General features: G+C 43.1%; 17 protein-coding genes and 1 pseudogene. 2 read left to right on the top strand and 16 right to left on the bottom strand.

What is annotated here, in order from left to right; genetic code table 11:
• The first annotated feature begins 229 nt into the window (after positions 1-229).
• Positions 230-1,765, top strand: a complete 1,536-nt coding sequence (locus L6I86_RS10735) for a collagen-like triple helix repeat-containing protein (protein ID WP_420851872.1) — start codon at positions 230-232, stop codon at positions 1,763-1,765.
• Positions 1,766-1,893: 128 nt separating this feature from the next.
• On the opposite strand, the gene L6I86_RS10730 is transcribed toward L6I86_RS10735, so the two are convergent.
• From L6I86_RS10730 to L6I86_RS10660, 15 genes are all read right to left on the bottom strand, one after another.
• On the bottom strand, positions 1,894-2,460 hold the full coding sequence (locus tag L6I86_RS10730) for a sigma-70 family RNA polymerase sigma factor (protein WP_236286990.1): 567 nt from the start codon (positions 2,458-2,460) through the stop codon (positions 1,894-1,896).
• A gap of 93 nt (positions 2,461-2,553) precedes the next feature.
• On the bottom strand, positions 2,554-2,904 hold the full coding sequence (locus L6I86_RS10725; protein ID WP_236286988.1) for a hypothetical protein: 351 nt from the start codon (positions 2,902-2,904) through the stop codon (positions 2,554-2,556).
• 18 nt (positions 2,905-2,922) lie between these two features.
• Positions 2,923-4,320, bottom strand: a complete 1,398-nt coding sequence (dnaB, locus tag L6I86_RS10720) for a replicative DNA helicase (protein WP_236286986.1) — start codon at positions 4,318-4,320, stop codon at positions 2,923-2,925.
• On the bottom strand, positions 4,298-4,699 hold the full coding sequence (locus L6I86_RS10715; protein WP_236286984.1) for a replicative helicase loader/inhibitor: 402 nt from the start codon (positions 4,697-4,699) through the stop codon (positions 4,298-4,300). Before L6I86_RS10715 ends, dnaB begins: the two co-directional genes overlap by 23 nt.
• On the bottom strand, positions 4,659-5,600 hold the full coding sequence (locus L6I86_RS10710; RefSeq protein WP_236286982.1) for a helix-turn-helix domain-containing protein: 942 nt from the start codon (positions 5,598-5,600) through the stop codon (positions 4,659-4,661). The genes L6I86_RS10715 and L6I86_RS10710 overlap by 41 nt, the downstream gene beginning before the upstream one ends.
• Before the next feature lie 61 nt (positions 5,601-5,661).
• Positions 5,662-5,814 (bottom strand): DUF6906 family protein, encoded by a 153-nt coding sequence (locus tag L6I86_RS10705; protein WP_236286980.1) that lies wholly within the window; start codon positions 5,812-5,814, stop codon positions 5,662-5,664.
• Positions 5,811-6,008, bottom strand: a complete 198-nt coding sequence (locus L6I86_RS10700) for a hypothetical protein (protein ID WP_236286978.1) — start codon at positions 6,006-6,008, stop codon at positions 5,811-5,813. The genes L6I86_RS10705 and L6I86_RS10700 overlap by 4 nt, the downstream gene beginning before the upstream one ends.
• Positions 6,005-8,551, bottom strand: a complete 2,547-nt coding sequence (locus L6I86_RS10695; protein ID WP_236286976.1) for an AAA family ATPase — start codon at positions 8,549-8,551, stop codon at positions 6,005-6,007. The genes L6I86_RS10700 and L6I86_RS10695 overlap by 4 nt, the downstream gene beginning before the upstream one ends.
• The gene (locus L6I86_RS10690) at positions 8,548-9,720 is read right to left on the bottom strand and encodes a metallophosphoesterase family protein (protein WP_236286974.1); all 1,173 of its coding nucleotides are present in this window, start codon (positions 9,718-9,720) and stop codon (positions 8,548-8,550) included. Before L6I86_RS10690 ends, L6I86_RS10695 begins: the two co-directional genes overlap by 4 nt.
• 11 nt (positions 9,721-9,731) lie before the next feature.
• The gene (locus L6I86_RS10685) at positions 9,732-10,733 is read right to left on the bottom strand and encodes a hypothetical protein (protein WP_236286972.1); all 1,002 of its coding nucleotides are present in this window, start codon (positions 10,731-10,733) and stop codon (positions 9,732-9,734) included.
• A 1-nt stretch (position 10,734) separates the two neighbouring features.
• Complete coding sequence (locus L6I86_RS10680) at positions 10,735-11,082, bottom strand: hypothetical protein (protein WP_236286970.1); 348 nt, start codon at positions 11,080-11,082, stop codon at positions 10,735-10,737.
• 19 nt (positions 11,083-11,101) lie between these two features.
• Positions 11,102-11,350, bottom strand: coding sequence for an AbrB/MazE/SpoVT family DNA-binding domain-containing protein (locus L6I86_RS10675; protein WP_276574837.1), 249 nt, complete (start codon positions 11,348-11,350; stop codon positions 11,102-11,104).
• Positions 11,351-11,705: 355 nt separating this feature from the next.
• Positions 11,706-12,212, bottom strand: coding sequence for a helix-turn-helix domain-containing protein (locus L6I86_RS10670; RefSeq protein WP_236286968.1), 507 nt, complete (start codon positions 12,210-12,212; stop codon positions 11,706-11,708).
• 142 nt (positions 12,213-12,354) lie between these two features.
• The gene (locus L6I86_RS10665) at positions 12,355-12,558 is read right to left on the bottom strand and encodes a helix-turn-helix domain-containing protein (protein WP_236286966.1); all 204 of its coding nucleotides are present in this window, start codon (positions 12,556-12,558) and stop codon (positions 12,355-12,357) included.
• A 13-nt stretch (positions 12,559-12,571) separates the two neighbouring features.
• Positions 12,572-12,838, bottom strand: coding sequence for a hypothetical protein (locus L6I86_RS10660; RefSeq protein WP_236286964.1), 267 nt, complete (start codon positions 12,836-12,838; stop codon positions 12,572-12,574).
• 156 nt (positions 12,839-12,994) lie between these two features.
• On the opposite strand from L6I86_RS10660, the gene L6I86_RS10655 reads away from it, so the two are divergent.
• The gene (locus tag L6I86_RS10655) at positions 12,995-13,375 is read left to right on the top strand and encodes a helix-turn-helix domain-containing protein (protein ID WP_236286962.1); all 381 of its coding nucleotides are present in this window, start codon (positions 12,995-12,997) and stop codon (positions 13,373-13,375) included.
• Positions 13,376-13,493: 118 nt separating this feature from the next.
• On the opposite strand, the pseudogene L6I86_RS10650 reads toward L6I86_RS10655, so the two are convergent.
• Positions 13,494-14,534: pseudogene (locus L6I86_RS10650) on the bottom strand (hypothetical protein); the annotation flags it as partial.

The following is a 14,534-nucleotide window of genomic DNA, read 5'->3' as shown; positions in this document are numbered from 1 at the left end:
CCTTTACTCACCCCGAGCATTCCAACTATCTCATAGAAGAACAGTACTCCCCTCCACCTTATATTTTAAGGTGGTTATTAACTATTGATTCCCCTCGTTAGAAAAACAATCTCCAAGTCTATTGATTCGTCCATGCAATGAAAGTTTGTACACATATAATGTACGGAACTAGAAAAAGTTCCCATTAAACAGAGAGCGCTTGTACAAGGAATAAGGAGGTGTGAGGCTTTTGAGTAAACTTGCTCAGTTAATGGATTTAATTGGAATCATAGGAATTATGAACATTAAAAAAATTGAAATCGAGTATTTTAATGGTACTGAATACAAATTGAAATTCGATAAAGGCGATGGGCCCATTCAAAGAATGTCTGAACTTGAGAATTTTTTAGCACTCATTGATTGGATTCAGGTTAAGGAAATTGAAATTGAACTGTACAATGGTGGGAAAATAGAAATCGAATTTCCTGAAGGTCCAACTCCGACTGGAGCAACAGGAGCTACTGGTGCTACTGGAGTGACAGGTCCGACTGGAGCAACAGGCTCTACGGGTGTCACTGGCGCTACTGGAGCCACTGGTGTTATTGGGGCAACTGGTGCGACAGGTGAAATTGGATCTATAGGACCTGCTGGGGCTACAGGAGTAACAGGTGCTACGGGTGCTACTGGGGCTACTGGTGAAACCGGAGCTACGGGTTCTATAGGAGCTGTTGGAGCAACAGGTGCGACAGGTCTACAAGGCGCAACAGGCCTTGCCGGTCCGACTGGTGAAGCTGGATCCACAGGGGCAACTGGTGCAACAGGAAACACTGGTGCCACCGGAGCAGATGGTGCAACTGGAGCTACAGGCACAACAGGTGCGACTGGTGTTACTGGTGCTTCTGGTGCGACTGGAGCTACTGGAGCTACTGGGGCGACTGGTGCTACAGGGCCGACAGGAATTACGGGTCTAATTGGACCAACCGGCGCCACAGGTGCTACTGGTGAAACAGGCGCAACTGGGGCTACCGGAGCAATAGGTGAAACGGGATCAACAGGTGCAACAGGTGCAACAGGTGCGACAGGTGTTACTGGTGAAACAGGCGCAACTGGGGCTACCGGAGCAATAGGTGAAACGGGAGCAACGGGAGCAACAGGTGCAACAGGTGCAACAGGTGCGACAGGTGCGACAGGTGCGACAGGAGAATCCGGGGCAACAGGAGTTACGGGTGTTACAGGTGCGACTGGAATTACAGGTGCTACAGGTGCTACAGGTGCTACAGGTGCTACAGGTGCTACAGGTGCGACAGGTGCCACAGGTGTTACTGGTGCTACAGGTGCGAGAGGAGTAACTGGAGCTACAGGAGCCACTGATCCAAAATCAGCATTTAGAGCTTCACCTACTGTAGATCAGGCGACTAGTGGTCAAACAAAAGTATTATATGGATTTGAAGAGTTTGACTTAAATAATGAATACGATCCAGTTACATCAACTTTTACACCAAAACAATCCGGTGTATATGCTCTTTGGGCAGCTGTGCGTTTCCAGAATAGTACAATTAGTGATCAATATGGTGTTATTCAAATAAGAGTAAATGGTGGTACACAATTAATTCTCGACACTGAAATAGTAAACCCAGGTGTTGTAAGTCCATTTATTTCTGTTAGTGGAATTTTGCGATTACAAAGTGGAGATAATGTCGAAGTCTTCGTAGATACTCAAATCAATTCTACTATTATAGCATCTTCTGCTGGAACGCACTTTGAAGCAGCTAGATTCCCTTCATAACTTCTTCATTAACAGTTAATCAAACCGGGTAAAATTACTAGGGATCGGACCGTTTCTTGCTGGCCTGCTCCCTTTTTTTTTATGATGCATAAAATGCGCTCGACATGGAGATGAAAAAATAAAAAAACCTATCCCACAAGGAATAGGCTATTCTGCAAATCATCCGATATTTTCTTGTGAGCCCGCGTCACGTAAACCTCAACGCTTCCTTTGCTAATCCCAAGCATCTCAGCAATCTCGCTGAACGAAAAACACTCACCATGTGCCATGACATAACACTCTCGCTCTCGATCACTAAGTCTGGATAACGCATCTTCAATCTGAAACCTTTGCCAATCAGAAAGGTTCGCTGGACTCCCTGCCGAGCTCTGTGTAATATAAGCCTGCATACGAACCGGATCCATTAACTTCTCTCGCTGATATGCTGCCCTCCGCTCAATCCCCCTCTTGTTCCCGGGCCGGCGCCCACTGTCCAGCCATTCAACCGTCCAATCACAGTCTGCTATCATTTCATTAATGATCCGACGATCCGCCTGCAGTACTGAGAGCTCATCATGTTTACCAAGAATACTATCCAAACACTTATCATTTTCCTGCTGCTCGATTTCTTTTATCTTACTTGTTTTACCGTCAGCCAGCTTTCTCAAAATGGCCGCCGTTTGCTTGTATCCATCAGATAAATCGTTCTTTCCCATTCCCTCACACCCCCGCAGTGTGTTAATATAGGTGACGGGAACATACGTTTGAACCCCCGTGGTCTTGCTAGGAGCCGGGGGATCTTTTTATGTCTATATAGCTACTTGTAAAATTTTAGATTTCAATTCCGTGTAAGTTTCAATTAGTTGTGGCTCTCCACGTTCTAACAAATCATCTTCATCTGAAGCACCATACAATTGGCACAGCAATATGATCGCCTCTTCTGCTTGCTGCAAAGTTGGTCTAATAATTTGAATTAGTTCGAAATAGCGATTCAGCGAAGCGAATATCGCAAATTTCTCAGTTGAAGTGTTTACCAGACCAACTTCTTCTTCATCCTCAAACTGATCGGCCGGCACACCCGGAGGACGCTCTTCCTCAACTCTCAAAGCCACACCATGTTCATTACGCTTCACCCACAATAGCTCTTGCTTCCATTTCATATACAATTCCCTCCTTGTTTATGCCCAACGACGCTTTTCATTCCCCTGCGTCGGGTACCTCTTTGGCTTTTCAATTGTTGGCTCAAAGGTACGATCCAGATTAACGAACTTGTTATAATTCTTCTGGAAAGCAAGCTCTACCGTACCAACCGGACCATTTCGCTGCTTAGCTATGATGATTTCAATAATATTTTTCTTCTCGGATTCCTTGTCGTAATAATCATCCCTGTATAAGAAGGCAACGATATCGGCATCCTGCTCGATGGATCCTGACTCCCGAAGGTCTGACATCATCGGTCGCTTGTCCTGGCGCTGCTCTACGCCACGACTGAGCTGGGAAAGCGCAATGATCGGCACGTCCAGTTCCCTTGCAATTTGCTTGAGCGTACGTGAGATCTTGGAGATTTCCTGCTGCCGATTCTCACTACGACCGGATCCGCTGATTAGCTGAAGGTAATCAATGAGTATGAGTCCGAGGGATCCCGTGTCTTTCTTAAGCTGTCTGCAACGAGTTCGAATCTCGTTTACCGTGATCGAAGCACTGTCGTCGATGTAGACATTAGACCTGGATAACTCTCCGATCGCCATGGTCAGCTTTTCCCAATCATCGCCTTCCATGATTCCGCTGCGCATTCGACTAGCATCAATCCGGCCTTCCGAGGAGAGCATTCGCTGAACCAATTGCGTAGCGCCCATCTCCAGGCTGAAAACTGCAATTGTCTCCCCGCTTGTCGTGCCAGCGCTCTGCGCTACGTTCAATGCTAAGGCTGTCTTACCGACTGACGGCCTTGCTCCGATGATGATTAAATCCTGCCTTTGAAAACCTGAGGTCTGTTTATCCAGGTCAACAAACCCAGATGAAATACCAGTGATGCCTCCGGGATTTGGATTCGCATTGTTCTTTTCAATCTGCTCGAACACCTGCATACTGACTTGATCGATCCGTTTGAATCCAGCCTTCTTGTTAGCAGATCGTTCCGCAACTTCTTCAGCCATAGCCTGCGCTTGAGCTGCCATTTCCCCGGCCGTTAGATCATTGTTTTGGTAAATCTTTTGCATTCCTGAGCGAGTCTTTCGCTCAAGTGAAGATTCTAGTACGATCTTGGCGTAATAATCCACGTTAGCCACTGTAGGTACTGCACTTGTCAGATCCACGAGGTACTCGACACCGCCGACATGCTCAAGTTGCTGTCGCCTTTGCAGATGCTTCGTGACGGTCAAAAGATCAACAGGTGTTTCCGTCTCTGCAGCATCGTAGAGCTCAATCATGGACTCGTATATGATTCGGTGCTTAGGTTCAAAGAAGTCACCTGGTAACAGCCGTTCAGAAACGACAGTCATCGTTTCATTTTCAATGAAAATGGCACCAAGAACAGCCTGCTCAGCGCTCAAGTCATCGTTCATTTGCTGCTGCATATGTTCGGATCGCCTCCAGCCTCTGCTCGTATGGCAAACTCATTATGGATTTGATGTGATCAGGAAGACCGACCGAAGTCTTCAACCATTCATCTCGTTTTGACAAGAATTCTTGAGCTGATCGCTTCATGGATTCGTGATACAGCTCTTCTTCGGTCTTTAAGGGCTGCTTGAGCTTGCCAATACTTGGTGGCCATTGTTCAGCGCTGTCTGAATGCCGACGTAAGTTTTCTGCTGCCACCTCAAAAGGGGTGCTCTCCAGATCTTCCAGCCATTCATCCACCATGGTTTGCAGCGACGGCAAATCATTAGGGATTTGAAAGCCAGGGTATTTCCCCTTAATTTTCTTGAGCAACTGGGTGACTTCCGCTCTGTTCACGCTCCCTTTCCTCCCTTGCGATCTGATCAAGCATGTTAAAAGCTTGTTCTTGCTTGGTTTTATGAGCCTTACCCGGGGCGACTTCACCTGACGACACAGGGATAGTTTGGGCATTCTCATTTCTCCAAGCCTCCCAAATCCCGTTCTCGTAATAAAGAAAACTGGTTGGAAGCTTGAAGCTATTCCCTTCACGTTTGCGCTTGTCCTCAAGGAGGAGCTCCATAGTTCGGATGGTAAAAGGGTTAGGCATACCTCCGGCGACCATCTTACCCATGGCTTCGCGCTCTTTTGCTTTAACGTGAATGTCAAACTTTTGGTTAAGCTGGCAATACGCATCCAGCAGTTGTAATAACGGGCTTTTCTTTTCAGGTTCGAATTCTGGATAAATAATAGTAGTAGTAATAGTATTAAGATCTTTAAAGTCTTTTAGATCTATCATTTTTGATAGATCACTCGCATCTGATCTATCATTTTTGATGTATCTCTCGCTATGATCTATCATTTTTGATAGATCACTTTCTCTGTGATCTATCATTTTTGATGTATCACTTTCGAGTGATCTATCAAATTTGATGTATCTCTTTTGATCCATTTCCTTCTTATTTTTGGCAACTTTTATGATTTCGCCTCGTGCTGTTCTGACTGAATTTATGTAACCTCGACTCTTCAAATTAGCCAAATTTCTTTGAACCGTGACCTGACTGGAACCAATTTCTTGAGCTATCCTCTCATGCTTCACCGGGACGCCGCCATGTACAAGCCCCCATCGAGCTCCGTCCCCATCTGTTTCTTCACCAGTTGTGGCATCAATGCACCAGAGGAATTCCCAGATTGCCGAGCCAATGCGATCACGATGTTCAAAAAGCCCGCTGGAGACAGGAATTATGTGGTTTTCAGGCATTCATGTGTCATCCCCTCCCGCGGGCTCCTCTGTTAATTAACGCTTTACGATGCAGTAACCGTTAAGCAGGTATAACTTTTGAGTCCTTTTTAACGCGGTGCAGGATATGTAGTTCACTGGATAAGTTCTTCATAATGAGCCAATCCTTTGGATCCAAGTTGGCTGCGATAATCGCAACCTGCTGCTGCCGGGTTGGTTTTTTTCCGTTTTTCAAAGTGACTGCCTCCGATCGTCTCTCAAATAAATGTCTGGGTATTTTGCTCTCACAACCGTAAATCCCGGATAAGCAGTAGCAAAATAGGCGATAACCTCTTTCTTAAATTGACCAGGATCCGTCTCAAACAAATCCCAAATACGTTTCCCTACACCAGACCTCGTGAGTGGTGCTCCGCCCTCGAGTTGGCTCATGCCACATTTACACGTACCGCAGCTTCTGTATTTTCAAAGTATATCTGTTGTTCAAACACAGCCTGCGCCTCTTCAATATGTGTGATAACAAGTACTTTCTTGAATCGATCTGCTACTGCCTTAATGGATTCTAGAACTAGTCCGCGGTGCTCAGCATCTTGGGACCCTAGTCCCTCATCAATCGTCAGCCATTCCACTTTACTGCCAGCACGCTGCGCCAGTAACTCCGCTAGGGCAAACCGTATAGCGTAGTCGATACGAAGCTGCTCACCACCAGAGAACGTTTCATATGGCCGCTCAGACGTCCAATCTCCAATGATAATGTCTAGTGTTTCTTGGACACCGTCCCGGCTTTTCAGCTCTCGTTGTGTCTCAAATCGGATGAAATGCTTTCCTTTGGACATTTTGCTTAAAATCTCATTAGCGATACGCTCGAGCTGTGGAACTGCATTCTCAATAATTAAAGCTGGGATACCATCACGGCCAAATGCTCGGATTAGTGTTTGATATCTACTCCACTTTCTCGACTTTGGCTCCAACTCATCAGCAAGTTGCTGCCGAAGCAGCTCATCCTTAGCCAGAGCAGCTAGCTCGTTCTTCAAGCCGCCTATCTGTTCGGTAAGAATATGTTCTCGATCTCGCAATTGCTGCAGCTCACGTTTGATGATGGGAAACTCAGTTAAGGCAGCATCTAGACACTGAGCTTCTACTACAAGCAACGCTCTCTCTTCCTCTATTGCAATAATTCGTAAAGCCCTTGTTTGTAACTCAAGATCAATGGCTGCGATACGAGCTACTGCATTCTTTTTGGCCTCAAACGCAGCCCCAATTTGTTCTTTCAAATTTGCCCAAGCTTGCAGGTTATCCAAACTGCTACGAAGCGCAGGTAAGGGCGCTAGTGCTTCTCGCAATGAGTTAAGCTCGCTATTAACATTCAGCTGCTTCTGAGCAAGCTCATCCAATTGATTTATTAGCCCTTTATTTTGATCCTGCAAGCTATCAAGTAGCTCTTCCTTCGCTTGAATCTGACTTGCTTCTTCTGCCAGTGGTCTTAGTTCCTCAATACGTACTTTTAATGACCGGTGAGCTGCAAAATCATAACCAATCTCTTGTTGCTTCTCACTCATACTGTTCATTGATTTATTTAATGTCGTTAATTTTGATAAGTCGATGCTGTTCAATTCCTCATTTTTTCGGGTTAACGTTTGTTTCGCTTTCTGTGCATCTGACAGAAACAAGCAAGCTGCCTTGGTGACATCAAAGCAATTTGAATCTTCTAGCATTGATGTCTTGGCATCAAGCATGCGAATTTCAGATTCTAATAAGCTCTTTAACGTATTGACCCGTGCCTGCTCCGAGTTGAATTGAGCACGAACATCCAACATTTCCTTCTCGGTTGCATCCCATTGTTCAGCAAGATCCTCCATATGCTTAAGTTGTAAAGTTGCGGCCGTATATTCTTCCGCCTTCGCCATAAATAACTCCCGGCTCTGTAGCAGCTGCTGCAGGTTTCTAATTCTGTGATCGAGTGGAATAATATCATTATTGATTTTTGAAGTAGACACTTCTATTCTCTCGAGCTCAGCAATTAATCGTTCCTGCTCTGGCCTACGTGCCTCAAGCACCGTTATTTGGTCTTTAACACGGTAATATTCATCTGTGTTTTTAAGAATCTCTGTTTCTTTAGATAAGATTTTCTCCGCTCTCCCTAACTTTGCGACAAGACCTTCTTTCTCAATGTCGAACGGCGCGATTTCCTTGGAAATTAAATTTAATTGTTTGCTTAGCTCAAATGCTTTCTCAACCTTGGCCTGAAGCATGTGAATCTTCTCTTCCAGTTGTCTCAGCTCATTGTCTTTAACATGTATGAATGATTTCATGGCGTCGGCATCTTGATTCAAACTTTCCAATAACTCCTCTTTGGATTGTTTTAGTTTCAGACGTTCATCAATCTCGGCTAACTTATCTTTAGCTTTCTCAATCTCCAAATGGAGCACCGCCGCCTTCTGCCTGGCCGCGTCCTGGAGACGATCATAAACATTTAGCCCGAGAATCTGCTGCAGGATCTCTTTCCGCTTACCGGCTGACTTAGCCGTAAACTCATTTGCTTTCCCCTGCATAATCATGCTCGATGCTGTGAAGGTTTCATCATCAAGATTCAAGAGACTGCGGATTACTGCCTCCGTGTCTTTGATTTTCTCAGCTGACTTACTCTCCCACCGGTCATTAATTTGCTGCTGAAACTCCAAAGTGCTCTTACCATTACCTTTAATTGAGCGTGTCCTGATCGTTCGGTAGGTACTGCCCTGATGTTCAAATGTAAAAGTAACGGCCATGTCTTGCGTGCCCCGCCTTACGAGATCATCCATACTGACGCCTTCGATTACATCACCGAATAATGCAAATCTTGGTGCCATGGTGAAACCTGAGCTCTTCCCTGCACCATTTCTTCCGCATATTGCAGCAATCGTAACGTCTGTTAGATCTATGTGTGCAAAAGGAATTGCGCGGAAGTTAACTATTTCTAACGTTAATGGATTCATGAGATCGCCTCCATTAGTTCAGCGGTGAGTGCCTGCAGCTCGCTTATTTCCGCTGTTTTAATGCCTTGGTTCTCACACCATTTAGCTAGTGCAACTTGCGGACCAAGGCTCTCAGTAACCTCAACGTCACGAACGCGATCCGAGCGTTCAAAGTCTGCTTTGATTTCATGTACATAGAATGCGCCAGCATCATATAAAGACTTTTCCAACGTCCTACGATCGAATCGCTTCTGTAGATCTTCGCTGCAGGTGTACCGGACCCGGACGATAGCGTCCTTTACAGCGGCAAACTCATCCACTTGCCCATCCAGCCAAGCTTCAATATCCATATCGCACCAATCAATAGTTTTAAATCGGCGAGCAGGCGTTTCTATAAAGGAAGATGCAAAGGTTTGCTTTGCTGTTAATTTATGAATCCAAAAACCCGGTTTCGTGCGTTCATCTCCGAAGTTATGACGTTCAGGAGCACCACTGTAAAAGACATTTCTCCCAGCTTGCTGTGGCCGGTGAATATGGCCAAGAGCGACTAGATCGAACAGCTGTGCAGCCTCATCGGTAAGAATCGGTTCGTTCATCAAAAGCACGTCTTCAAAGCCTGTATCAGCCAGGTCAAACGTTAGATGAGACATGAGTATGTTGGTCCCCTTGCCATGAAATACCAGTTCAGAACACTTTTCATAAATCCATGCCGTCATCTTTTGATGAAACTCATTAGGAGATAAATCTTTAAACTCTTCTTGAGTGGCAAACTGACTACGATTCATACCGGGGAGGCAGCTTATGGATAATTCATTATCCGGTGTACCTAATACGAGACCGCCTGGGGAAGTAAAGATCGTGACATTAGGTATGGACATTTCTTTGATGATCTCGTAGGCGGAAACGGCATCGTGTGAAGGTGTTCCACTAATCACAACGACCTTACACCCGGCACCGCTTAACCGCCGCAACCACTGCGTAAACGCCGCAATCTCAATAGTGGCGCGATCAATGAATACCCTGGCATCCTTGAAGGCGTCCCCCGCAAAGAGTACAACCTCGCATCCTTCTTCAATAATCCGATCAGCGACCCAATCCATTGCTCTTGTTATGTCTTCAAACCGCGAATATGGATTTGGCCCCGGGTAACCAAGTCCCCAGTGACTATCTGCAACATGAGCTATTTTCAAAGTTGTTCACCTCACAAGTTTTCTGGGATATCGAATTTCATTTCTTTTTGATCGGACTGGCTTGCTGCGATTAGGAATTCAAGATGATCTCCGACTGTCTTCCAATCTGCATCCGTTTGAATATCTGAAACGACCTTTTTAATATCACGATTCAAAGCAATCGTGGCTTCTTTTGCGAGAGAATTCCAATCTAAAGCAGCTTTTTTCATGAGATCCAAAACTCGATTCTTTTGAACCACCTTTCCTGATTGACCAGAATTACCTGTACCCGTGCTGCGATTACTAGTCTGCCGGTTCTGGGTGTTTTGCTGTTGAGCTTTGGATTGCGTCGGATTCTCTCCTTCTCCATCCGGATCCTCACCAGCCAGATAAGCCTCTAACTCCTGCTCAGTTTGTGTGAAGATTCCACTGGACCTAGTAGCAGCCAGGGTAGCATCAACAAGCGCACGCTTCTTAGCCATCTTTAGAACCGTATTCCAAATGGAATGCATATCGTCATTTTCCATACGATAAGATTGATACTTGCCATATTTACCAGAACGTTCTTTACTAACGAGGTCCTCTTTTTCAACACCTTTAGGAAGATCTTTATCTGATACCCATCTCCAGCGGTACCGACTTTCAAATGTATTCGCATGCCCTACGCCTTCACCAATGATGGCGCCTGATCCGCGGTGGATTAATCGAATTGTGATATCCACTCCGTAATAACCTGTTTCGAAGTTTTTATCTTCGACCTTGCTTGCAATCGTTGGAGCAAAATTGTAAAATTCACACAGCCCTTCGGCGCCTGGTTTTAGCAAAGTGGGTTTATCTGTTCCTGGAATAATTCCGTAGTCAACACCCTCTTGCATAACTTCGCGGAAAAACTCCTTCGTTAAATTTAGCTTTTGCTTCATATCGGCCAACTTCTTACGTAAATCTGTTGCACTGCCGAATTCGTAATCGATGATTGTTCCGCAGCCAGCTTGTCCGCTAGAAGCTTGAGGATGAATAACAGTGACTTCGTTCAAATTACGCCGCCCCCTTAAGCAGATCCACAATAGACTGCAACGCCTTAAGTTCCGTCTTCAACTTGTCCAGTTTGTACCGAGACTCCATAGTAAGGTGTTCTGTGCGAGCTACCTCGTTTCGTTCAATTGCCGAAAACTTACGAAGCTGCGCACTTCGAATTTCAGCGTTTTTGCCGTCGATGACCATTCCTTCATCTTCAAAAACCCCAAGATATAGTCCATCCTCCCTATGAGTTAGCTGAGAGCGAGCAATATTGAAATTGTTTTGTGCATTGATTAGGGCAATCTCAGCATTTGCGATAAGTTCTGGTAATTCCATTAACCGTGCGATAATTGTTTGTTTATTCATTTAAACGACCTCCCGAATTTTAAATAGATTGAATTTGGCTAATGCAGCTCTTACAAATTAATTTCCCACCGGGACCTGGCTTTATGTTTTCGATATTGGTACAAAGCACACAACCCGGAGCATACTTCTTTAAAACAATGCTGTCGCCGTTCGTAAAAATCTCAATGGAATCTTTAATTTCAACCCCAAGAGTTCTCCGCAGCTCAATTGGTATAACTACACGACCTAGGTCGTCTATTTTTCTTACGATTCCAGTTGCTTTCAACATGTTTGCTTCTCCTCTTATTTTGATTTGATATATTCATAGATTTATAGGCAAAAAAAATGAGTCCTTGAATTGCTGTCGTTCTGTCGGTATACTGGAAGCGATGTTATTTTCAAAATTCGTAATCTTAAAGTAGTCACCCTGGCCGGTGGCTGCTTCTTTTTCTGCTCCATATAATTCTTTCTCCAAGGTAGTAATTGCCCCTCGAAGCCAATCCTCTGCTGCAGGTCTCACCTCCTTATGAAAGTAGCCTGGGTGAGTCCGCAAAGCCTCTAAATAGGAATACAACTTACTCAAATGTGCATATGTACCAACGTCTTTGCTAACAAGAATCAGCGGCAGATATTTTCACCTCCTCTCAACGATCACATTTTTTAATTTCAAATTCATGTTTCTGGATCATTCGTTTTCTGTCTAAACAGAACTCTTCCTCCAGAACACCTTGCATGACATTTGCTGTTTCAATGACAACCCTCATCTCATGCCAAACTGTCTCTGCGCTTTCTCTTCGTTTCTCAGGGGAAATGTGTTTTGCCATAGACAGCCTCTCCAATGCTTTCCCTGCTTCTGCAAGTTGTTTAAGTAGTACATCTTTAAGTGCTGCTGGATGTAAATCCAGATTTGGAACATCCTCTAGGATGTTTGATATGTAGCCTCCAGTCCTTTCATCAGCTATTTCGAGAGCGAGTTTCCAGGAGAGTCCGGATACCACCGTGTCATAACCGCTAGGTAATGGACGCTCTCCGCTTTCAATTCGGGCAAGTACAGAACGATCAATTGGAATTCGATTTGCTAGTTCTTCTTGAGTTAAGTTTTTTTCTCTTCGGAACGCTTGAATGGCTTTTCCAATTGCGATTTTTTTCACCACCTTTCAAATAATGTGACAAATTAGCACTAGAACCATGTAGCTTCGTGACATTGAAGCAATTTAAGATGGAGCTACAGATGATCGTTTCATCTCCCCTCCCCGCAGCCGCTGACAACTTTCTCCGTCAGCGGGCTTTGTTTTATTGTGCTAACCGATGGTTTTGACTTTCTTGTTGTTTCATCCAGGTCTCGATTGTCTCCATTCGAAAAAGGATGCGGGCTCCTACTTTGAAGTGTGGGATTTCTTTTTTACGTACCATTGTATATACAGAATCGCGATGCACTCCTAGATATGATGCGATTTCGTCAACAGTTAAGGTTTTTCGTTCGACTTGTTGTTCCATATGATCACCTCCTTTATATAGCTTTATTTGAATCCGAACTGTCACAATCTTGAGACAACTGATTCAAAAAAAATATCTCCTCAAATGTGAATCCAGAAAAAGTATTTAAAACTCTAGCAATAAAATCTTGTCCTAAAGAAAAACGCTTATCACTTATTGGCATCTTAGCTCTCCACAAATGACTTCTTGAAACGCCTATATGATCGGCAAATTCTTGATCATTCATGTTCAATTCTTTTTGTAGATTTTCAAGAACTCCTGGTTTCAGAATAACTTTCAACTACTTCAGCTCCTCCCCTTTAATGTCTCACGCTTGTTACAAAACTAATATAACATTGTTGTAACAAGCTTGCAACAATAAATTTCACGATTGAGACGCTATATGTTTCAACTATGCAACAGATTTCTGTTATTATGTATTTATGGAGTTGATACTATGGATTTAAAAGAATTTGCTATTTATTTCTCGTCGATCCGTGAGCAAAGTGGGTTCAGGAGTCAACGAGAGTTAGCCGACAAGTCAGGAGTAAGCCACTCAACAATAAACAGAATTGAATCAGGTGCCCATAAAGCTTCTCCTGAAACTCTTCAAATACTTGCTAAACACCTTAAAGATGTAACCTACCCAGATTTACTTGAAAAATTAAATTACATCCCGGCCTCTTCAGGGGGCAAAATTGCAACAACAGAATCGAACATTGGCCGCGCTTTCTTCGGAGGAGCCGATCAATACACAGAGGATGAACTGGAAATAGCTCGCGCCGCAGCACAAGCTGCTGTAGAGGCATATCGGAAAGGGTTAAATAAGAACAAATAAAAAGGACACCAGAAAATTTGGTGTCCTTTTTATTTGTTCTTCTACTTGTCTAATGGATGATTAATAAAAGTTCCTAGTTTTTATATTCAAGTGACTATAAGAATTAATATTTAGAAAATCATATGTTATGAATATCATCAATTAATCCATACGGTAAACCTTTAGTCCCTTTTCCGTCGAATTCCTTTATTATTAAATCCTTACTCACAAAATCTGGATAGCCATTGTTAATCACAATTATTTGGAAATCATTCTTATACTCTTTATCAAGTAATAAAAAAAACTTAATTATAGAATTAAATATTGCCTCATCTTTGAATTCTTCATCTTCAATTTTAGAATCTGCTCCTAAATTCTTTCTGGGGGAATCAATAATTAAAAAACCTGGATGATTATTATCTTCCTTTGTTCCGCAGATTAGTATTGATAAATAGTAAGCCATAGTGATCATTGTAACAGCGCCTAAACTTCCAAGCTCATTATATTTTCTCCCCCGGATGTACGGAAGATAATCTTTAGGTTTAATATATGCATCTTGCAGTTTTGGAAAGTTAAAGTTTTCCAATATCCAATTAAAACATGTAGATAGATTTGTAATTACGGAGGACTTATCATTACTATTTGACTCAATTTCACTAATTCGTTGTTTTATTTTATCTAAATGCCCCTCTTCTCGTGTTAACTCATCGACTATTTTTAGGTATTGTTGATGAATTTGAATATTTTTTTCAATATCAGATATTTGATTATTTAATTCACCTATTTCATAATTCAATTGCTCAATTTGTAACACAAATGGACTTACAAATTCTTTCCTTAGATGATCTAACTTCGTCTCATCTTTTTGGAGTACATTAAACTTGTTTGAATAAGATATATCGATGCTATTTTTTTTCTCTTCTTGCATCTCTATAAACTCATATAATTTTGTTCGTTTAATTTTTAACTTTCTGGCCTCACTTTTGTATAGTTTAATTTCTTCTTCCATTAAATCCTCATCATCATGACCGCATAACTCACAAGCGGACGGGTTTATTGAAATAGAAATTTCTTTCAAACATGAAGGACAGATTTCAAATTTATATCGTTTTAATGATGATGCACCTTCTATTAAAAAATCATATTTTTCAATTTCACTTGAGTATTGATTACTTAATAG

Source organism: Paenibacillus allorhizoplanae (assembly GCF_927798215.1).
In the GTDB taxonomy this organism is placed as follows: domain Bacteria; phylum Bacillota; class Bacilli; order Paenibacillales; family NBRC-103111; genus Paenibacillus_E; species Paenibacillus_E allorhizoplanae.
The sequence above is the reverse complement of the archived record's forward strand: the minus strand, read 5'-3'. Positions and strand labels throughout refer to the sequence as shown.